The sequence below is a fragment of the Microbacterium invictum genome (genome assembly GCF_034421375.1).
GTDB lineage: Bacteria > Actinomycetota > Actinomycetes > Actinomycetales > Microbacteriaceae > Microbacterium > Microbacterium invictum_A.
The window spans coordinates 2,924,074-2,943,381 of the sequence record NZ_CP139779.1; the positions used below are offsets into that span (position 1 = coordinate 2,924,074).

At 66.2% G+C, this 19,308-nt stretch carries 16 protein-coding genes; 14 read left to right on the forward strand and 2 right to left on the reverse strand.

Going from position 1 to position 19,308, the window contains the following annotated elements; translation table 11 throughout:
* The first annotated feature begins 361 nt into the window (after window positions 1-361).
* From T9R20_RS14045 to T9R20_RS14060, 4 genes are all read left to right on the forward strand, one after another.
* Window positions 362-1,531 carry a hypothetical protein gene (locus T9R20_RS14045; protein ID WP_322409930.1) on the forward strand — a complete coding sequence of 390 codons (1,170 nt, stop codon included), beginning with the start codon at window positions 362-364 and terminating at the stop codon, window positions 1,529-1,531.
* A gap of 152 nt (window positions 1,532-1,683) precedes the next feature.
* A complete protein-coding gene (locus T9R20_RS14050) occupies window positions 1,684-1,914 on the forward strand; it encodes a hypothetical protein (protein WP_322409931.1) in 231 nt (76 codons plus the stop codon).
* Window positions 1,915-2,110: 196 nt separating this feature from the next.
* Window positions 2,111-2,260: a hypothetical protein gene (locus tag T9R20_RS14055; protein ID WP_322409932.1), complete on the forward strand. Its 150-nt coding sequence runs from the start codon at window positions 2,111-2,113 to the stop codon at window positions 2,258-2,260.
* 66 nt (window positions 2,261-2,326) lie between these two features.
* The gene (locus tag T9R20_RS14060; RefSeq protein WP_322409933.1) at window positions 2,327-3,403 is read left to right on the forward strand and encodes an acyltransferase; all 1,077 of its coding nucleotides are present in this window, start codon (window positions 2,327-2,329) and stop codon (window positions 3,401-3,403) included.
* A 37-nt stretch (window positions 3,404-3,440) separates the two neighbouring features.
* On the opposite strand, the gene T9R20_RS14065 is transcribed toward T9R20_RS14060, so the two are convergent.
* On the reverse strand, window positions 3,441-4,892 hold the full coding sequence (locus tag T9R20_RS14065) for a sugar transferase (protein WP_322412191.1): 1,452 nt from the start codon (window positions 4,890-4,892) through the stop codon (window positions 3,441-3,443).
* A gap of 341 nt (window positions 4,893-5,233) precedes the next feature.
* On the opposite strand from T9R20_RS14065, the gene T9R20_RS14070 reads away from it, so the two are divergent.
* From T9R20_RS14070 to T9R20_RS14115, 10 genes are all read left to right on the forward strand, one after another.
* Window positions 5,234-6,160, forward strand: a complete 927-nt coding sequence (locus T9R20_RS14070) for a hypothetical protein (RefSeq protein ID WP_322409934.1) — start codon at window positions 5,234-5,236, stop codon at window positions 6,158-6,160.
* Window positions 6,157-7,158, forward strand: coding sequence for a glycosyl transferase (locus T9R20_RS14075; RefSeq protein ID WP_322409935.1), 1,002 nt, complete (start codon window positions 6,157-6,159; stop codon window positions 7,156-7,158). Before T9R20_RS14070 ends, T9R20_RS14075 begins: the two co-directional genes overlap by 4 nt.
* The gene (locus T9R20_RS14080; RefSeq protein ID WP_322409937.1) at window positions 7,155-8,030 is read left to right on the forward strand and encodes an alpha/beta hydrolase; all 876 of its coding nucleotides are present in this window, start codon (window positions 7,155-7,157) and stop codon (window positions 8,028-8,030) included. Before T9R20_RS14075 ends, T9R20_RS14080 begins: the two co-directional genes overlap by 4 nt.
* A gap of 156 nt (window positions 8,031-8,186) precedes the next feature.
* Complete coding sequence (locus T9R20_RS14085) at window positions 8,187-9,548, forward strand: Wzz/FepE/Etk N-terminal domain-containing protein (RefSeq protein WP_322409938.1); 1,362 nt, start codon at window positions 8,187-8,189, stop codon at window positions 9,546-9,548.
* Between the two features lie 29 nt (window positions 9,549-9,577).
* A complete protein-coding gene (locus T9R20_RS14090; RefSeq protein ID WP_322409939.1) occupies window positions 9,578-10,675 on the forward strand; it encodes a glycosyltransferase family 4 protein in 1,098 nt (365 codons plus the stop codon).
* Complete coding sequence (locus T9R20_RS14095; protein ID WP_322409940.1) at window positions 10,672-11,754, forward strand: polysaccharide pyruvyl transferase family protein; 1,083 nt, start codon at window positions 10,672-10,674, stop codon at window positions 11,752-11,754. Before T9R20_RS14090 ends, T9R20_RS14095 begins: the two co-directional genes overlap by 4 nt.
* On the forward strand, window positions 11,751-12,713 hold the full coding sequence (locus T9R20_RS14100; protein WP_322409941.1) for a glycosyltransferase family 2 protein: 963 nt from the start codon (window positions 11,751-11,753) through the stop codon (window positions 12,711-12,713). Before T9R20_RS14095 ends, T9R20_RS14100 begins: the two co-directional genes overlap by 4 nt.
* Window positions 12,714-12,913: 200 nt before the next feature.
* Window positions 12,914-15,328 (forward strand): right-handed parallel beta-helix repeat-containing protein, encoded by a 2,415-nt coding sequence (locus T9R20_RS14105; protein WP_322409942.1) that lies wholly within the window; start codon window positions 12,914-12,916, stop codon window positions 15,326-15,328.
* A gap of 96 nt (window positions 15,329-15,424) precedes the next feature.
* The gene (locus T9R20_RS14110; protein WP_322409943.1) at window positions 15,425-16,537 is read left to right on the forward strand and encodes a glycosyltransferase; all 1,113 of its coding nucleotides are present in this window, start codon (window positions 15,425-15,427) and stop codon (window positions 16,535-16,537) included.
* 199 nt (window positions 16,538-16,736) lie between these two features.
* Window positions 16,737-17,771, forward strand: a complete 1,035-nt coding sequence (locus tag T9R20_RS14115; protein WP_322409944.1) for a glycoside hydrolase family 5 protein — start codon at window positions 16,737-16,739, stop codon at window positions 17,769-17,771.
* Here the strand turns inward: T9R20_RS14115 and T9R20_RS14120 are convergent.
* Complete coding sequence (locus tag T9R20_RS14120) at window positions 17,746-18,972, reverse strand: Ig-like domain-containing protein (protein WP_322409945.1); 1,227 nt, start codon at window positions 18,970-18,972, stop codon at window positions 17,746-17,748. The genes T9R20_RS14115 and T9R20_RS14120 overlap by 26 nt on opposite strands.
* Window positions 18,973-19,308: the final 336 nt, after the last annotated feature.

Here is a 19,308-nt window from a genome sequence, read left to right on the forward strand (position 1 = left end):
GGGACACAGGCTGCGAGACGCACCTGACGGTGTCAGGGGCACCGCTTGCGCGAGAGTCCAAAGCTGTGTTGGCGGCGATATATCAGCGTGCTCTAGTCTCGAAACGCCAGCATCGCGACGCGCCACCGGAAGTCCTGGATGCCGGATGAACGGAGGCCAGGCCATGCGCGACACACCAAAATCACCCCCTCTCGTTACGCGACGCGTCCTGCTCGCCGGGTCGCTGTTGGGTGCGGCCGGTGCCCTCGCTTCCGCCGCAGGACCGTCAGCGGCTGCATCGTACGCAGCCATCCCGCGGTTGCCGGGTGAGACTGCGCGCACGGCCACCGTCACATCACGCACCGGGCGAAGCCGGTACGAGGTGATCGACGTCATGGTCAGCGGCGACCCGGTGCGGCTTTTCGTACCGCACACCGCAGTACCGTCTGCCACTGGCCGCCAGGGTGTGGTTTGGTTCTTCCATGCAAACGGGAGCAATCACACATCGCTCTCCACCGCTTTCGGCTACGTTGCCGACCAGCTGGCGGACGACGGGCTCGTAAGCATCTGCCCCAATTTCGGCGGCACGACCTGGACCGGTCCGCGCGCGCTCGAGCTGTTGAGGGCCGTCGTCGATTGGGCCAACGGGCTGTGGAACATCACCGCGAGCCTGCTGCGTGCCACCTCGGCCGGTGGCGCGCTCTTGACGTGGGCCTACGGCAACCGCCTCATTCCGGCAGTGATCGGCGGGTATACCGTGAACGGCGTCTACGACATGGAGGAGCGGGCACGGCGACTGCCGGACGACACGATCGACGACTACAACGGCGACTGGGGGCTCCTCGCGGCCTCAAACCCGGCACGGATGCCCCGCTCGGTGTGGCAGGGCACGCGGTTGCGCATCACGGGCACCCCTGCTGACACCGTTGTACCCTTCGCCTCTCACGGCCGCGCTCTGTACGCCGCCGCGTCGCCCTTCGCGGCGAATGCGTCCCTGTTCGAGACACCGGCGACCGGCACCGGCGGTCATGGGGTGCCGTCAGCGACCAACAAGGACATGCTCGACACGTTCCGCCAGTGGCTCGTCGATGCGAAGGATGACACCCCAGCCCCGCCCGCGCTGCCTGGGGCGGGCACATACGAGAACGGATCGGGCCAGATCGCCCTGACAGGCACGTGGGCGGTGCTCACCTCCTCGAAGGACAGCGGCGGTAGCATCGCCCACTCCAGCAGCTCCGGCGCATCGGTAACCCTCGCCTTCACCGGCACGGGTGTGAGCTGGATCAGCCGCACCTCGCCGGCATCCGGCATCAACGAGGTCGTGCTCGATGGGATCGTCGTCGCCACCGTCGATCGTTACAGTCCAGCCTCGCGGTACTCGCAGACCGTCTGGACGAGCCCCGCCCTCGCACGCGGCGAGCACACGATCACGATTCGCCGCACGGGACGCAAGAACCGGTCCTCGACCGGGTCGAACATCGTCCTCGACGCCCTCGTCGTCGTCGACTCCGGCACGACACCACCCGGTGGGGAGCAGGTCGCCCTCCCGTAGCCGGTTGCGACGGGCCTTCGATCAGACCGCCCCACCATTCGCCTCGGCGCCGGGTGGGCCCGGCAGCATCCGACAGCCCCCGAGTGGCGAGTGACGTTCGGCGTCGACGTCGCAAAGCAGAAGTGAGCTTTTCACGCCAGTATCTTGACTTCATGGACACGATTTTCAGCAAGATGCGCGAGGGGTCGGGGGGCGGCCGGCGGAGTCGAGACCGCGTGCAGGCGAAGCGAGTTTTCGGCTTCGTCGTGGCACCGGAAGACGAACACCTGGTGGCTCAGATGCAGGCCATCGCCGATCAACGGCATTCCGATGTCGAAGCCGAACTGCGGCTTGCGGTCAGCAATTACGTGGCGTTGAACCAGGACCAACTGAATCAGCCCTGAAAGCGAAGGAGTGATCGCACACCGGCTCGAGACCCCGGATGCATATCGATGTTGTCGACGACGCTCGAGGAGTAGACGACCGCGCCGTGTGACAACAAGGCCTGCGACACGCGGACAGTGTCCCCTGGCGACGCACGATCCCGCTATCGTTCGAAGTACCTCGCCAGATGCACCACCGGACTCGAAGGAGAGTCTCATGGTTACTTCCCTGATCGCCCTGTCGATTTGGTTCCTCCTCTCACTCGTCGCCGGACTCATCCTGGGCCGCACCATCTCCATCGCGGACGCCCGCAGGCGCGGAGAGGCGTCGCTGTTCTCCACACTGACCCGCTCTACCGGCAGCTAGACACTTCAGCGCGCTGCGAGGCGGGAGTTAACGGCAGAGAAACGTCCAAGTGGGAGGATGCCTCTCATGACGTCGTCCGGCCCGAACAGCGCGCGCCTGCTTCGCCTCGACTCGCTCACCGGCGTGCGCTTCTTCGCGGCCTTGCTCGTCTTCGGCTTCCACGCCCTCCACTACGTGAGCGGTCTCGAGGTCTTCTCCGCCGGCATGGTGGGCGTGTCGCTGTTCTACATCCTCAGCGGATTCGTCATGGCGTGGACCGCGCGCGAGGACGACAGGCCATCGTTGTTCTACCGACGACGGTTCGCGCGGATCTATCCCGCGTTCATCGCCGCCTGGCTGGTGTCGCTCGCCCTGCTTCTCGTCTCAGGCAATCTCATGGCGTGGGATGCTCTACCGCCGACGCTTCTTCAGGCCTGGATACCGATCGAGGATGCCTACTTCGCAGGAAGCGCCGTCTTCTGGAGCCTCTCGTGCGAGGCCTTCTTCTACCTGATGTTCCCGCTCATCCATCGGGCCATGCGTCGGCTGCAGACACGAGGCGTTGTCTTGGTGGCTGCCGGTGCGGCGTCGATCAGCCTCGGGGTTGCCCTTGCGGCCCTGAACGTGACAGAGTCGCCGTTCGCCCGCTGGTTCCTCATCATCTTCCCGCCGCTGAGGTTGATGGAGTTCATCATCGGTGTGGCGCTCGGAATGCTGTTCCGCCGCGGATTCCGTCTGCCCGTGCCGCTCTGGGCAGCGGTCGTCCTCTCCCTCGCCGCGGTGGCGCTGGCATCCATCGCGCCCTACTCGCTGTCGCGATACGCTGTGACCCTCATCCCCTTCGTGCTTCTCGTCGGAGCGATCGCCACGGCTGACCTCGGCGAGCGCCCGAGTCTGTTCCGGTGGAAGCCGCTGGTCGAGCTCGGTGTGTGGTCGTACTGCTTCTACCTCCTCCACGCCATGGTGCTCTCGGTGACCTTCCGAGCTCCGCGCGCCCTCGGCATCGACGCCCCGTACCTCTGGCTCGGCGTCGCGCTCATCCTCTCGATCGCCGCCGCATGGCTGCTCCACGTCGTCGTCGAGCGGCCCTTCGAGAAGCGGCTGCGCCCGGCGAAGACGCCTCGCCTCGACGACGACACGAGGGTCGCCCCCTCTCGCCGGTGAGACTCACCGGGCCTTGGTCTGGCTGTACTTTCGCGGCTCAGTAGGCCCCATCGGTCTTCAGCACAGCCCGAACGGTCTTGAAGAGAATCGCGAAGTCGCCGGTCAGGGTCCAGTTCTCCACGTAGAACAGATCCAGCCTGACCGTGTCTTCCCAGTTCAGGTCGCTGCGTCCGCTGACCTGCCAGAGGCCGGTGATACCGGGCTTGACCAGGAACCGCCGATGAACGGTGTCGGAATACAGCTCCACCTCGCGAACCAGCGGGGGACGGGGCCCGACGAGCGACATCGATCCGCGCAGCACATTGAGCAGCTGGGGCAGTTCGTCGAGGCTGTAGCGGCGCAGGAACCGCCCGACAGTGGTCACCCTCGGGTCATCCTTCATCTTGAACATCACGTCGTTTCCGCGATCGCCCGCGACGGCCTGGAGCTCCGCAAGCCGTTCTTCGGCGTCGATGAACATCGAGCGGAACTTGAGCATCGGAAATGTCTCGCCGCCGAGCCCGACGCGTTCCTGCCGGAAGAGGATGCCACCGGGCGTCGTCGCGCCGACCAACACGGCGACGATGACGAGCAGAGGCGAGAGGATCAGCAACAGCATCCCCGACGCGGCGATATCGAACGCCCGCTTGGCATAGAGCTTTCCCCCGCCGTACCTCGGCGTCTCGACATGCACCAACGGCAGGCCCGCGACCGGTCTCGTGTGAAGTCGAGGCCCCCCGATATCCGTGAGGCTGGGGGCGACGATGAGGTGGTGCCGACCGGGTTCGAGCTTCCAGCTGAGGCTCCGAACCGTGCCGGCATCGAGTTCGTTCGAGCTGCTGATGAGGACGGTGTCGGCGCCGACACGCTCCATCGTCTCGATGACGTTCGTGACAGACCCCGATACAGCGATGTTGGTGCCCGGGATGTAGTCGGCGATGCGACCACTCGGAGTGCACGCACCGACCACGTGGAGTCCCGCTGCCGGTGTGCGTGCGAGATCTGCGGCGGTCTTCGCGATCGATTGCTCCGACCCGACGATGAGCACCCGGTCCGACCACTCGCCTCTGCGGCGCCTTCTGACCAGCCACTTGCGGAAGAGCCAGCGCGACAGGACGAGAGCGCCTCCTGCCGAGAGCAATCCGAAGAACAGAACGAAGTGAATACCTGCGACGCTCGCGAGATACGCCACGAGCGCAACGCCTGCGAAGGACAGGAACACCGCATGCACGACGGCGCGATACTCCTCGGTCCCAGTCCCGACCACACGGCTGTTTCGGCTGCCGAGCATCGAGAGGAGCAGAAGGATGACCCCGGCGATCGTCGCTGCCACGAAGATCACCGACACCTCGGTCCGCCCGTGCAATGCGGGAAGCATGTACGGCTGCGAACCGAGGATGGTTGCGAGGGTCAGCGAGGTGAGAACGATGAGGGTGTCACTGAGGACGAGCCACCCCGCGTAGCGCTTGGCCCAACGGGATCCCCCGCCCCCCCGGCGCGGGGGCGCCAGGAGGGGAGTCGTCTGTACGACGACGTTCCAGCGTCATACGCCCGCTCGACATCTTCGGCTGAGCGCTTTCACTCGGCGCGAGAGTGACCATCGAACTCCCCAGTTCGGGCGGAAGCCGATGCCGCGTTCGACAAGAGGCGAGTCCCCGCTCGCCAGGCCCCCGACATCGGAATCAACCATTCTCACTATGACCGCTGTATGAGCGCCTGAGGTTACTCACGTGTTACAGGCACGTGAGTACTCGAGGAGACGAAGACGGGCCCCCTGTGATCCGCCGGCTCCGGCCAACGATTCAGAGTACGGAAACAGACCCGTCATGTACAGCCGTTACGGTGGGGACGGTGAAACACCGCGCGTCATTCATCCGTCGATCGGGGCGGCTCGTCGCCGACCCATCCGAAGACCAGGTGGGGCGGTCCCGACGGACGCGGCGGTGGGCTTTCATCGGATCGGGCATCATCCTCGCGCTGGCAACCGTCGGGGGCTTTCTGACGGTGACCGCAACCACTCCACGACCGATCCCCGCAGCGACCCTGTCGCCCGTCGCGGTACCGGAGTACACCCCTCCCCCGCCGCCGACTGAGCCTGCTGTCCCGGCGAACCTCGTCACGGACACGGTGTCGGGCCAGCGAGTCTTTCTGCGTCCCGCGACCTCCGGCACGATAGGGATCGCATATCTCCTCCCCGATGCCGGTGATGACGCCTCGACACTTCTCGTCGGCGCCTTGGCGGACGCGCTGAACGACGCGGGCCTCGCGATCGCGACCGGTGACCTGGGCGGAACATCGTGGGGATCCCCGACATCGACGACGAGCCTGTCGGAGTTGCGGGCTTGGGCGGAGCCCCAGGTGGGTGACGTTCCCGTCCTCTACTTCGGCGTGGGGATGGGAGCGACGACCGCAGTGACCGCCCTGAGTCGAGAGCCCGACGTGCCCGTCGCGTGCACGTATGCGGTCGCTCCGGTCACCGACCTCGCAACCCTCGCTACCGCCGATCCTCGGGTCCGCCAGCAGATCGCGACGGGATGGGGACGCATCCCCGATGCGGCAGAGAATCCCAGCCTCCTGATCCCGGGGCTGCCGACCGACACGGTCTATCGCGTCATCGTCCCCGCTGCACCCGAAGCACGCGTCACGGACGCCAACGCATTCGTGTCCGGTCTGCAGGAGTCGGGCCACACGGTGACCTCACTGACGGCGTCTGCGGACGCGAGCATCGCGTCGCTGTCGCGCGACATCCTGGTCTTCGGCCAGGAGTGCCTGTCGTGACCGGTCGCATCCGCGTCCTGCATTCTCTGGCACCGCCTGATGGCACGACGAAGTACGTCGACCAGATGACCGATGGTGCGCCCGATGACGTCGAGGTCACCTACTTCTCGTGGAAGCGAGCCCTCCGCGGCGACTACGACGTGCTGCATCTCCATTGGCCCGAGCTTCTCCTGCGTGCCCGTTCACGCCCGAAGAGGTTCGCGAAGCGACAGGCGATGAGGGCAACGCTCTTCCTCGCACGACGTCGGGGCACGCCGATCGTGCGGACGGTGCACAATCTGCAGCCGCACGAGAGCGGCGGCCGCGCCGAGCGGCGCATCCTCGCCGCCGTCGACCGGCAGACGGCACTCTTCATCCGCCTGAATCCCACCACCGATCTGCCGACGCGCTATTCGGCGGTGACGATTCTGCACGGTCACTACCGCGACCGCTTCGCAGACCACCGACGTTCTCTCAGAGAGAGCGGCCGTATCCTCTACTTCGGAATCATCCGGCCGTACAAGAACGTGGAGAAACTGATCGAGGTCTATACCGCCGAAGCACGACCGGGCACCCACCTGCGCATCGTCGGCTCACCGAGCCCCGAACTGCGTGGCCGCATCGAGCGCGCCGCTGCGTCACACCCCGACGTGACGACGCGCCTCGCCTTCGTCGAGGACTCCGAACTGGTATCCGAGATCACCGCAGCCACGCTCGTCGTGCTCCCCTATGCAGAGATGCACAATTCAGGAGCGGCCCTCGTCGCGCTGTCCCTCGACCGGCCCATCCTCGTTCCTCGCACGCCGTCGAACGAGGCGCTGGCGACAGAAGTCGGCGCCCCGTGGGTGCAGCTGTACGACGGCGACCTCGACGGTGAGGTCCTCGACGGCGCCCTCGCCGCCGCCGAGGTGCTCGGCGCGGACGAACGGCCCCGTCTCGAAGGCAGGGACTGGGATGAGGTGGGCCGGCGCCACCGGGACGTCTACCGATCAGTGCTCTCACGTGGAGGAGATGAATGAACAGGGTCACTCGCGCGACGGTCGCGATCGCTGCAGCGGTGCTGCTTCTGGCCGGGTGCGCGCCCAGCCCCGCCCCGTCACCGACAGCATCCGCAACCGCCGACATCGACGTGGGCAAGTCGATCCCGTTCGCGACGGTGGACGGCGAGGAGCTCGCGCTCGACGCGTGCATCCCCGGCGACCGCTCGGCCGGCCCCTTCCCGTCGGTCGTGCTGATTCATGGCGGCGCGTTCCAAGAGGGTGACCGTTCGAACATGCTGGATCTGTGCGAGCGCCTCGCCGGCCAGGGGTTCGCCGCGTTCCCGATCGACTACCGCCTGCTTCCGGCCACCTATCCCTCTCAGATCGATGACACCCTCAGCGCGGTCTCGTGGCTCCGACAGCCCGAGCAGGTCGACCGCTTCGACATCGATCCCGACCAGTTGTCACTGCTGGGAAGCTCGGCAGGCGGGATCATCGCGCTGAGCGCGGCGGACCGGCTGGGCTTGAACGGCACTCCTGCTGCATCGGTCGTAACGCTGTCTGCCGGCGGGGACCTGACGGCGGACGCGTTGCAACTCGGCGATCCCGATCCCAACCTCGAGACCGTCGTCCTCGGATACCTCGGCTGCACGGACATCACCGACTGCGCCGTGGCCGCGGAGGCATCCCCGGTCTTCAACGTGTCGGGTCTGCCGCCCACCCTGCTCGTGCATGGATCCGAGGAGCTGATTCCCGTCGATCAGGCTGAGCTCCTCGAGTCGGCGATCGGCGCCGCGGGCGTGCCCGTCGAACTCGAGATCGTCGACGGCGATCGCCACGGCCTCTCACTTCTCGACCCGGCGACGGCGGCGGACGTCCTGGGCTTCCTGTCCGCCAATGCGTCACGCTAACTTCATCTGACCCTCACGCACCGCAACACAGATGCAACAATCTTCCGATAGCGTTTCGACAGTTCACAGCTTGCGACGGGGGCGGCGTGTCCCCGTTTCGGGCTGGGCATCCCTGTTGCATCGCGAACACCGCGCAACAGACGAACGGATAACTCGATGAGCCCCACAACCCTTGTCCGTGCTCTAAAAAAGTGGTGGTGGGCCCTCGTGGCTCTCACCGTTCTCGGCGGGGCCGCCGGGGCTGGCGCCAGCCTCATCATGACCCCGCAGTACAGCGCCACGAGCCAGGTCTTTGTCGCCTTCGACTCGCCTGCCGGCGCGAACTCGTCCGAGCTCGTCCAGGCGAACAACTTCGCGATTCAGAAGGTCTACTCGTACATCGAAGTAGCGAACTCGCCGCGTGTTCTCAACGCCGTCATCGAAGAGCTCGGGTTGACCGACACCACGGACGAACTCGCCCTCCGCCTGAACATCACCGTTCCGCCGAGCAGTGCCGTGATGACGATCGAGGCGCTCGCGCCGAATCCCGACGATGCGGTCGCTCTCGCGAACGCGGTGACGGCCACCTTCACCGAAACGGTGCTCGAGCTCGAGACTCCTACGGCGGGTGGCACTCCCCCGTTGCGGATCGCCTCCCTGGCGGATCCGGTGCCGGACGACGAGCCAGCCACTCCCAACCTGCTGATCAACATCGCCATCGGCACCTTCGCCGGCTTCGCCGTCGGCATCATCTGGATCGCCATCGCCGCCATGACCGATCGCAAGGTGTACAACGCGGGCGACATCGCCTCGTACAGCCATGATCTGAAGACACTCGGAAGCATCCCGCACGCGCGCGGGGCTGACTCGTTCACCACGGTCGCCGACCGCCCGCTCAGCGAGGTGTCCGAGTCCTACCGCACGATCGCAGCGACTCTCGGTCACATGCCGGGAGCAAGCCTCGGGGTGATCGCCATCGCCGCGGCGACACCGCGGGATTCGTCGGCTGCCCTGACCAGCAACCTTGCCCTCACCTTCCGAGAGTTCGGTGCCAACGTCGCCGTCATCGATGCAAATCTCCGGTCGCGGTCGATCTCCACGGCTTTCAAGCTCGACGGCCCGGGTCTCGCGGAATGCCTGAACGGATCCTCGACCCCGGCTGAGGTCATCCAGTCGGTGAACGGGGTGGCGATCCTTCCCTCGGGGAACACCAACGAGAGCCCGGCAGAACTCATCGCGAGTTCGCGGTTCGACCAGGTCGTGAAGACACTGTCCAGCCTGTACGACGTCGTTCTGATCGACTCCGCGCCCGTTCTGCCGCTCAGCGACTCGCTCTTCGCGGCGACGAACGCCGCGACCACGGTTCTGGCGGTCTCGTCGGGATCGGTGAGCGCGGAGCAGTTGCGTGCGGCACGGACGTCTCTCGCCACCGTCAACGCGAAGGTTCTCGGCGTGGTGCTGATGGACGCGCCGCGCAGCGGAGCGGATGCAGACGTCGCTGCCGCGGCATACCGCGACCTCCGTCCCTCGCGAGCGTGACCGTGGCGCCGACCCCGATGAGGGTTTTGGTGGTCACGACGTCGTTCCGCGGCGGCGGCGCGGAGTTCGTCGCACTGACGTGGGCTGGGTGGCTCGCGAGTCAAGGGCACACCGTCGGTCTTGCGACCACGACGGTCCACGATGACGGCGTCGCTCCCGATCGTGTCACGCACATTCCCCTCGAAGGCGACTCCACCCTCGCGACGGTGCGTGCGCTGCGCGCCGCAGTGAAGGGCCGCTTCGACGTCATCCTGTCGCTGCAGTCCCTTCCGAACCTCGTGAGTCTCGCCGCAGCGCGCGGGCTGCGGCACGTGGCCGTTGTCATCTCGGAGCGCAACATCACGTCACGCGAGAACGAGCCCCTTCGGTTGCCGGAGCGCGTACGCCGGGCCGTGGCGCTGCGCTGGTATCGTCGCGCCGATATGGCCATCGCCGTCTCGCATGCCGTGGGCGCAGAGCTCGTGAGCGCGTACCGTGTTCCCGCGGACCGGGTCGTGGTGGTTCCGAACCCGGCGGGCCAACGCGCCGAGGCGCGCGGCACGCGTGAGACGTCGGCACAACCTGACGGTGTCCTGCGGCTGGCACTGCCGATGAGGCTCGTGCCACAGAAGCGGGTCAATCTAGCTGTCGACGCGGCCGCCGTCCTCCGCGCGCGAGGGATCGATGCCCGTCTGCTGTGCTTCACCACGGAGTCGGGCATGGCCGATCTCGCAGCGCACGCAGAGGCTTCGGGCGTGCCGGTCGAGTCGCCGGGGTGGGTCGATGATTGGGCAGCCGCCACCCCCGCGGGCTCCGTCGTCGTCCTGCCCTCTTACCGAGAAGGCTTCGGCAACATCCTCGTCGAGGCGGCACAGGCAGGGTTCCCGAGCGTGGCGGTGTCGAACTCCTTCGGCGTCGGAGACGCTCTCGTGCCCGGTCTGAGCGGACAGTTCGCCCTTGTCGGAACCGCTGATGCCCTGGCCGACGCGGTCGAGTCCGCCGCGCGCGTGGACATGACGCGTGCACGGGACTGGGGCAGAAGATTTTCTACGAATGAGAGCGGACGGCTTCTGACGGATGCCCTGAGCTCTGCCATCCATCGCATGGACGCCCCGCACTTCGGGCTGCGAGAGAGAGATTTCGCGTGAGGATTCTCGCATCGGCCGTGGGCCAGTACGACAACGTCGGCGACACCGTTCTGCGCCGAGGCTTCCTCGACCATCTCCGTACCCTGGCTCCCCTGCGAGTCTTCGTCGGCGACAAGTCGGATGGATACATCTCGGGTCTCGGGCTTCAGGCCGAGGACGAGATCGAGCGCGATCCCCAAGCCTGGCGGAGCGCCGTCGCGAGCAGCCTGCTCGGTCGAGGCGGCATCTACGCGTTCGACACCGGAGAGATCGAGGTGGAGCGGCGCTTCGCGCTCCGCTATCTCAAGCTCGCCCCGCTCCTCGCGGTCAATCGTCTTAGAGGCGGCGCCGCGGTGCAACTCGGTGTCGGCGTGCGGCGCCCTACACCGTGGCGACGCCCGATCGCCGGCGTCCTGCGTCTGTGCGATGCCGTCTCGTGGCGCGATGAGCAGAGCCGCCGGATGATGGGTCTGGGCTCCGTCACCCCTGACTGGGCGTTCGCGTTGGGCGCGCCAGCAGAGGTCATCCTCGATGATGAACTCGCTCGTCCCCGGTTGGCGATTGCCGTCCGACAGGGCTTGAGCCACATGGCCCGTGATCGGCCGACGGACGCGTGGGTGCACACGGTGTCCGCGATGGCGGAAAGACTCGATCTCGAGCCCGTCGTCGTGGCTCAGATCAAACGCGACGGACCCCTCGCCGAGGACTTGGCCGACCGTCTCGGCTGTGACGCCCTCACGTGGCTCGACGACGACCACGCCACTCAGGAGGCTCGACTGCGGGAGGTGTATCGGCAGAGCCGGCTCGTGCTCAGCGACCGGCTTCACGCACTCGTCATCGCCGCAACCGAGGGAGCGGTGCCTCTCGCGCTCAGCACCGGCAGCAGCGACAAGGTGACCCGGACCCTGGAGGGCGCGGGGATTCCGCGAACCAGCGTGACACGTGACCTCGAAGACGTCGCGGCCGTGGACCGAACGGTCAATGACGCGCTCACGCGTCGCGAACCCATCATGCGGGCCGTCGTCGACTCGCGCTCCCGACTCGGCGAGGTGACGGAGGCTCTCCGCACCCGGCTGATCCGCAAGGGGATCTTGACATGACCCCCGCGGTGTCGATCGTCGTGCCGGCGTTCCGGTCCGCGCGACACCTTCGCACCGCCATCCCCCGATTGCTCGAGCAGGAGCACGCCGACTTCGAGATCGTGATCGTCGATGACGGATCCGGCGACGACACCGGCTCGACGGCCGAAGCTCTGGCGGCGGACGACTCCCGGGTTCGCGCGCTCCTCCTCCCCCACAACGTGGGCGTCGCGCATGCTCGCCGCGAAGGCGTCCGAGCCAGCCGTGCAGAGTACATCTGGTTCGTCGATTCAGACGACGATTGGCCGGACGACGCCCTGATGATCCTCCTCGGCGCGGCGCGCAGCTCTGACGCCGATGTCGTCATCGCGCAAGCGGAGTTCGTCTACCGTGGTGGATCGCGGCGCACTCTCGCCATCCCGGCAGTCATCCCCGACGCCGACTCCGGCTTCCGGATGCTTCTCCGCGGCGAGATCACCGGTCACCTGTGGAACAAGCTGTTCCGCCGTTCGATCATCGATGCGGTGAGCTTCACCCCGGCTCGGGTCCAGTCGGACATGATCATGGTCGCAGAGGCCCTCGCTCGTTCTGCGCGGGTGTCTCTCGCGCCGCAGGTGGTCTACCGGTACCAGCTGCGCGACGACTCGATCATCACCTCCGTGTCTCAACGCGCCTCGTCCCTGAAGTTGATCGACGCCGTCGTCACCGATACGGCGAAGCACCTCAGCCTCAGTGGACACCCGGATCTGCGGTACTTCCGGGCCCGGTACGTGCAGCTCTCGGGGATCAAGGATGCGCTCCTGGCCGCGTACTCTCCGTCGGAGCGCCGGGCTCATCTGCGCGATCGGCGGCAGCAGCTTCGATGGTCTGACATCGCTCTGTTAGCGCGCCGTCGAGACGCTCGGCGTTTCGCGCTCGCGGTCACGGCGAAGACGTCGCTCAGGGCGCACCGTGCCCTGCTGAAGATTGCCGACAGGTGACATTTTCCTGAAAATCTGCAAACTGTGACTTCCCTGAAAGAGGCGTGTCGCTCTACGATGAGCCTCACACCAGTCACATCAGCAACTTTGGTGACGTTGCGTAACCGTAATTGAACAGCTTCATCCGAGCGGGGCTCAGCGAGCCTCGGTCATCCCCCGTCGGCGTTTGTGGGAACGCCGGCGAGTAGAGAGGACCACTGATGAAAATCTCCACGCCCCGCTCGGTACTGCTCCTTCTACTCGCGACCGCACTCGCCGTCGCGCTGACGCCTTTCGGTGTCGCGACCCCGGCTCTCGCCGCGGTCGGCAGTGGAACCTACGAGGAGCGCTCCTCGTCCATCGAGTACACCGGGAACTGGACCGCCTTGACGTCGATGGGCTCGAGCGGATGGGCGATTCGTTACGCGAGTGGGTCCGCTTCGGCCTCGCTGACGTTCAGCGGCGACACCGTCACCTGGCTGACATGGCGATCCCCCAGTGCAGGCAAGGTGAAGGTGCTCATCGACGGCGTCGAGAAGGCGATCGTGGACAACTACTCGTCCCGAACCGAGAATCAGGTCGTCGGCTACACCGAGTCGGGCCTTCAGGACGGCACGCACACGATCCAGATCGTCTCGACAGGGACGAAGAACCCGGCGTCCAGCGGCACACTCATCCATCTCGACGCCTTCGTCGTCTCCGGCAACACCGCGCAGCCGCAGCCGGCCGTCGAGGAACCGGCGCCCGTCGAGGAGCCCTCGGCCGAACCGACCGCAACCCCGACTCCGACTCCAGAGCCGGAGCCGGAGGCAGAACCGGAGCCCGAGCCTGCCGCCGAAGAGATCTCAGGCCCCCAAGCCGTCGGGGCAGGGACCTATGAAGAATCATCCGCCGCCATCGTCTACACGGGCAATTGGACGACGCTGTCGTCGCGGGGGTCCAGCGGCGGCGCCATCCGTTACGCCACGAGCACCGCCTCGGCGTCCTTCACCTTCGTCGGCGATGAGATCACATGGCACACGTGGAAGTCCCCCAATGCCGGCCGGGTGCAGATCACGGTCGACGGCGTAGACAAGGGCGTCATCGACAACTATTCACCCACGACCACGACCGGGGTGGTCTATACGGCGTCCGGTCTCGGCGACGGCGTCCACACGATAAAGATCGCCTCGACCACGACAGCAAACCCCGCGTCGAGCGGCCGGATCGTCCATCTGGATGCATTCGTCGTCCGGGGAGACACGACAACGGCGCCGCCGCCGGCGTCGGAGCCTGAACCCGAGCCGGAGCCGGAGCCGGAGCCTGAGCCTGAGCCGGAGCTCGGGGTTGCCGCCGGCACCTATGAGGAGTCATCCAGCGCGATCACGTTCACCGGTTCGTGGACGCGGCTGACGTCCGCGGGCTCCAGCGGTGGGGCGATCCGCTACGCGACGGGCTCTGCATCGGCCTCGCTGACGTTCTCCGGCCCGACGATCACCTGGTACACCTGGAAGTCGCCGAACGCGGGAAAGATCCAGGTCTATCTGGACGGGGTCCTGAAGGCCACAGTAGACAACTACTCGGCGTCGAGCACGACGAAGGTGCGCGGTTTCACCGCTCGCAACCTGCCCGACGGGCCGCACACCATCATGATCAAGTCGAGCGGGACGGCGAACAGTGCGTCGGGCGGGAAGATGACCCACTTCGACTCATTCGTGGTCGGTGAGCCCGTGGTCGAAGCGGCGATCGTCCCGCCCGTGCTCGCCAGCAATTGTCCCGCCGCGACGGTAACGGTCTCCAACTCGTTGGAGCTCACGGCAGCGTTGGCCGGCGCAGGGCCGGGGACCTCGATCCACCTCGCACCGGGCACCTATACGCGTGGATTCCTCCTGGCGGCATCCGGCACGGCAGACGCCCCAATCTGGATCTGCGGGCCGCGGTCTGCCGTCGTCCAAGGAATCTCGACGACATCCGGAACCGCCCTCCGCATCGAGAACTCCCAACACGTCCGACTCGCGGGCTTCACAGTCAACAAGGCGCTTCAGGGCGTGATGGTGAAGTACAGCTCTCACATCTCCATCGCCGAACTGAACGTGAAGGATGTCGGTTACGAGGCGATCCACCTCTATGCCTTCACCACGGACAGCACGGTGATCGGCAACCTGGTCGAACGCCCTGGCGCCGCCGACATCGCCTACGGCGAAGGGATCTACATCGGCACGTCGCAGCGGCGTTGGGCTGAAGTGACAGGCGGCCAGCCTGACAGGTCGGACAGGAACGTCATCGCGGGCAACACCATCCTCCAGGCAGGCGCCGAGCCGATCGAAGCGAAGGAGGGAACCAGCGGGGGGATCATCCGAGACAACGTCATCAAGAGCCACCGCTCCGGTTCGCGCGCGTCTGCGTGGATCCTTGTGACGGGAAACGATTATCTCGTCACGCGCAACACCGGAACGGATGCGGTGGAACACGGCTACTCATCGATGGTGTGGGGGAGCTGGGGCCTGCGGAATGTCTTCCGTGGCAACGCCGGCTCTGTCGACGCGAATGCGTTCGGAGTGTGGATCCAAGATGCCGGCTCGGGCAGTCGCGCCGCATGCGACAACTGGGTGACCGGTGCGACGAAGGGCCAGACGAACGTCTTCTGCTCCCCCTGACCTGGCTCGTTTCCCGGCGGTAACAATCGCATGATGTCTCGGGGAACCCACCGTTTGACGACGGTGGGTTCCCCTAGGCTCGTCCGGGGAGGTCTGGTGCTCGCAGTAACGAAGAAGCGCGTCGCCGTCGTCATCGCTCGGGCGCACGGCCGCGGAACAGGCGACGTCGGCGTGGGATGGATGAACTGGTTGTCCCGCGCGGGGTACGAGGTCGACGCGGTATCCCTGATCGCGATCGCTCGACCGAAGGACCTCGATCCGACGGTGCGTTTCCTGAGCCCGACGTCACCCCGCGGTCTTCGCTCACAGATCGCAGCGGTCCGCCGGCTCATTTCGGATCGACGCATCGAGACGATCCTCGCGTCGGGAACACGCGCGAATCTGGTCGCGATCGCCGCAGCGCGAAGCTTCTCCGGCGCTGAAAGGCCCCTCGTGGCGATCTCAGAGAACGCAGTGCTATCCATTCCAGGGCGACGCCTCACGCTCCGGGAGCGTGGACTTCTCGCCCTTGCCCGGCAGTGGTACCGGCACGCGGACGTGGCGCTTTCGGCCACTCACCCCGGGGCCGCGGAGCTGACCGCAGCGTTCGGCGTACCTGCCAGTCGGAGTCTCGTCGTGCCGCGCGCAGTGACAGATCCCTCGACCGTTGACGTGAGCCGCCCCTACCTCCCCGCGTCGGACGGAGCCGTGAGCCTGGTGGTCCCAGAGCCGGTCGGTGATGCGCGAGACTCACATCTGGCCGTTCTCGCTGCCGAGGTGCTTACTCGACGGGGGACGCCGACGAGCGTGCTGGCTCCCGCCGACGGAGACGGACTCCCCCAGCTTCACGCGCTCGCCGATCTTCGCGGAGTCTCTCTCGAGACGTACGACTCTGCAGGTGGCTGGCGACGTCACATCACGAAGAGGACGGTTGTCTTCCTTCCCTCCGATCGAGAGGGTTTCGGCCGTCCGCTCATCGAAGCCGCGTCGCTGCACGTGCCATCCGTCGCCATCTCCAGCACGCTCGGAGTCGCTGATGCGATCGTCCCGGGAGTGACGGGGGAGCTTGCGCTCGACACGCAGCCGAACTCCATCGCGGACGCCGTGGAGCGGGCAGCGCGGCTCGACGTCGACGGCGTCGATGCCTGGCTGGATCGATTCTCCGCCGACACGAGCGGCCACCTGCTCGAGCACGCCCTGCGCTACGCGGAATCTCGACGTGCGGCCTGAGCGAAGGCGGTCCATCGGTCGGTTCCTGATCGTCGCCGGGATCATTGCTGCGATGACGGTCGGTTGCACCGACCCGCGAGCCCCACGCGCAACGAGCACGGACCCTTCGAGCGGGAATGAGCCGATGGCGCCCCCTCCGGTTTCGGAGAAATCGTTCGGCGACGGGTCATACCTCAACGGCGCTGAGTATCTCCGTGGCGTGAACATCTACAGCCTCATCTTCCCCGGGTTCCAAGAAGACCTGAGCGTCGTGGGCGAGCCCGAGTCCAGTTACGCCTTCCTCGCCAGCCGCGGCATCGACATCGTGCGTCTTGCCGTTCCTTGGCAACGCCTGCAAGAGATCCCGCCGGGCGGCGATGCCGCGGACGGTCTTGCGCAACCCATCGACATGGCCTATCTCGACAAGGTGTCAGAAGAGGTCGCGGAGGCGGGGAGGCATGGGATCCGGACGGTCATAGACCTCCACAACGGCTGCACCTATCCGTGGGGAGGTGGCGACTATGTGGAGGGCAGCCTCCGCTGCGGCGACGGCATCACCGAGGAGCACGTCACCGTGCTCTGGCGCACCATCGCCGAGCGCTTCACAGGCGATCAACGCGTGGCGGCGCTGAACATCTTCAACGAACCGCGGTGGTCGGTGGGTGTGGACAACTACAAGCGCTTCGCCCAGGTGGCGGTCGACGCCATCCGCTCGACCGGGAACGATCACACCATCTGGGTCGAGGGAATGCTGAGCGATACCCGCGGCCGGCTGTCGACCATCGCGCCTGACGGCCCGTGGATCGTCGACCCCCTCGATCGGGTGATGTACTCCGAGCATTTCTACGTGGAGAACAGCCGGGCGAACTACGACCCCGACGCCGACTACGGCCGCGTGCTGGAGCAGTTGACCACATTCGCGGAGTGGTGCCGGATCTGGGCCGTGCGATGCTCCGTCGGCGAAGTGGGCTGGCCTTCGGGGGGTGACGGTGGCTTCCAATCCGCCGCATCCGCGGAGGGTTGGAACGCGGTCTTCGAGGAGTTCTACAACATCGCCGACCAGTACAAGCTCGATGTCACCTATTTCGCGGCGAGCTCGACCACTCGAGAGGGCCCGCTGCTGGCTTACGTGGCGAGTTCACCGGGTCTGCCGTCGAGCTCGGGGATCGATACCGCCCTCTCACAGAGCGCCGTGATCGAGCGACACCTGTCCCGACGCGCAGACAGCCTCAGTTCTTCACAGTCACCCGAATAGGCGCACTGACACCGACGTTCCCTGCGGCGTCCGTCGCACGAGCGGTCACCGTATAGATGCCGTTGGGGGTCTTCGAGGATTTCGTATAGATCCTCGCTCCCCACGTGGTCGAGTTCTGCTTCGTGAGGGTGGCCATGCGCGTCGAACCGATGAAGACACCCACGTCCACCACACCGACGTTGTCAGACGCCGTTGCCGTGACGTTCACGTAGCCGGCAACTGTTGCTCCGTCGGCCGGCGAGGTGAGTGCGACCGTGGGCTTGACGGTGTCGGCCGTGGAGCGACTGCCCCACCGCTCAGCAGTGGCGACGAAGTCAGAGAGGGCGAAGCCGGGGGTCGAGTGGCCGTTGCCGTGTGTACGAACGGTGGCTTCCGCTGCCGTGGGCTGTGCACGCGAGATGAGGGCGAGTCCGTTCGTGTCGGGCGGCACGATCTGGTCCGTCTCGCTGGGAGCAGCCACGACGATCCTCATCTTCGTGCCCGCCCACGCGCTCGCAGGGTGCCGCGCTGGATTTGCGGCGTCGATCGCGGCGGGATCATCGCCGAATGCCGCGACGATGGTGTTGCGACGATCTCCGCCCGCGTTGTACGCGTCACGGATGTCGTACGTTCCGTTCACCACGTACATGCCGACGATAGACGGGATGAGGCGCGTCGCGTACGTTTCGATCGCCAGTGCTCCGCCGCCCGACGTAGCCCGCAGAACGTTCCCCGATACCTTGAAAAGACCCGCGATATAGGACCATCCCGCCGCCTGGAGTCCCACCGCTGTCGGATGCGAGTAGAGCGTTCCACCGGCTGTCTGGCAGATGGCGATGGCCCCACGATCGACCATGGCCGCCGCGTGCGACTTGAATCCACCATCGAGGGCGTTGTGGTCGCTTCCGGAGCCGTGATAAAACCAGACGACCGGGACCGGGACGCCGGAGTTCGGCTTCACCGTCTGAGGAACATGAAGTCGCATCGTGTCACCGTTGATACGGACGCAGATGTTATCGAACACCGTGCCGCCCGCGGTGACCTGATTGGCCTTTCGGAAGTACTCTCCCGGCAGCTTCGGCGTCGGAGTCGTCGCTGCAAGCGCCGACTGACCCGTCGCCGAGACCAGCAGCGCTCCCCCGACCCCTCCCATGACCGCCATGAAGCCGCGACGGCTGAGGGCGGGGGCGAGCGGACCGCTACGTGGGGCGCTGTCGTTCATGCGCAAACCTTTCAGGGGTGGTCACGCCCCGGATCGAGGTCGCGAAGACGATTATGCCTGGTAATCGCTCTCCACGTGTGAACGCGGGATGACGACTCGTTACGAGCGGATTAAGGCATCAGGGTCAGCCTGCGAGACGTACCGGCGACACCCGTAGAATAAGGCATATCCGGTCCAGCCGATGACGTGTCGCGACCACCATGAGCGGGGAGAGGTCGCAACCCGCGGACGCACAAGGAGTTACACGTGTCTGCCCCACCGCTGTGCGCTCCCGGATCCAAGGCTCTTCTCGTCGCGTCGACGGGTGGTCACCTCGCCGAGTTGATACGACTCGAA

What these genes read in the sequence shown, in the direction of transcription:
- T9R20_RS14050 (WP_322409931.1), top strand. Translation starts at nt 1,684, where the DNA reads ATGGACACGATTTTCAGCAAGATGCGCGAGGGGTCGGGGGGCGGCCGG.
- T9R20_RS14060 (WP_322409933.1), top strand. Translation starts at nt 2,327, where the DNA reads ATGACGTCGTCCGGCCCGAACAGCGCGCGCCTGCTTCGCCTCGACTCG.
- T9R20_RS14085 (WP_322409938.1), top strand. Translation starts at nt 8,187, where the DNA reads ATGAGCCCCACAACCCTTGTCCGTGCTCTAAAAAAGTGGTGGTGGGCC.
- T9R20_RS14100 (WP_322409941.1), top strand. Translation starts at nt 11,751, where the DNA reads ATGACCCCCGCGGTGTCGATCGTCGTGCCGGCGTTCCGGTCCGCGCGA.
- T9R20_RS14055 (WP_322409932.1), top strand. Translation starts at nt 2,111, where the DNA reads ATGGTTACTTCCCTGATCGCCCTGTCGATTTGGTTCCTCCTCTCACTC.
- T9R20_RS14105 (WP_322409942.1), top strand. Translation starts at nt 12,914, where the DNA reads ATGAAAATCTCCACGCCCCGCTCGGTACTGCTCCTTCTACTCGCGACC.
- T9R20_RS14120 (WP_322409945.1), bottom strand. Translation starts at nt 18,972, where the DNA reads ATGAACGACAGCGCCCCACGTAGCGGTCCGCTCGCCCCCGCCCTCAGC.
- T9R20_RS14080 (WP_322409937.1), top strand. Translation starts at nt 7,155, where the DNA reads ATGAACAGGGTCACTCGCGCGACGGTCGCGATCGCTGCAGCGGTGCTG.